The organism is Guyparkeria halopsychrophila (genome assembly GCF_044582135.1).
Taxonomy (GTDB): domain Bacteria; phylum Pseudomonadota; class Gammaproteobacteria; order Halothiobacillales; family Halothiobacillaceae; genus Guyparkeria.
Map to the genome: position 1 here is coordinate 1 of NZ_JBDODP010000082.1, position 256 is coordinate 256.

The 256-nt window shown below is 46.1% G+C and carries 1 protein-coding gene; it reads left to right on the forward strand.

The genetic code is table 11. The annotated features are described in order from the left end of the window. Positions 1-77: 77 nt before the first annotated feature. Positions 78-256: AAA family ATPase (locus tag ABGV18_RS11585; RefSeq protein ID WP_396586161.1), on the forward strand; the 179-nt coding region annotated here is incomplete at its 3' end.

Here is a 256-nt window from a genome sequence, read left to right on the forward strand (position 1 = left end):
GTTAGGCGGATTTTTTATTATTTGGTCACGGCTTTTGTGGGGACGACTCTCAGCGAGTCGGATAGATGAGTGAGCGTATGAAAAGTGTACGAATACAAAACCTAAGAGCACTTCATGATACTGATGATATCGATCTTAGACCGTTGACAATCTGCGTTGGAAAAAATAGCTCAGGCAAGAGTTCGTTCGCGCGGTTTTTCCCTTTGCTAAGGCAAAGCGTAGAGCAGCGAACGACGGGTCCAATTCTGTGGTACGG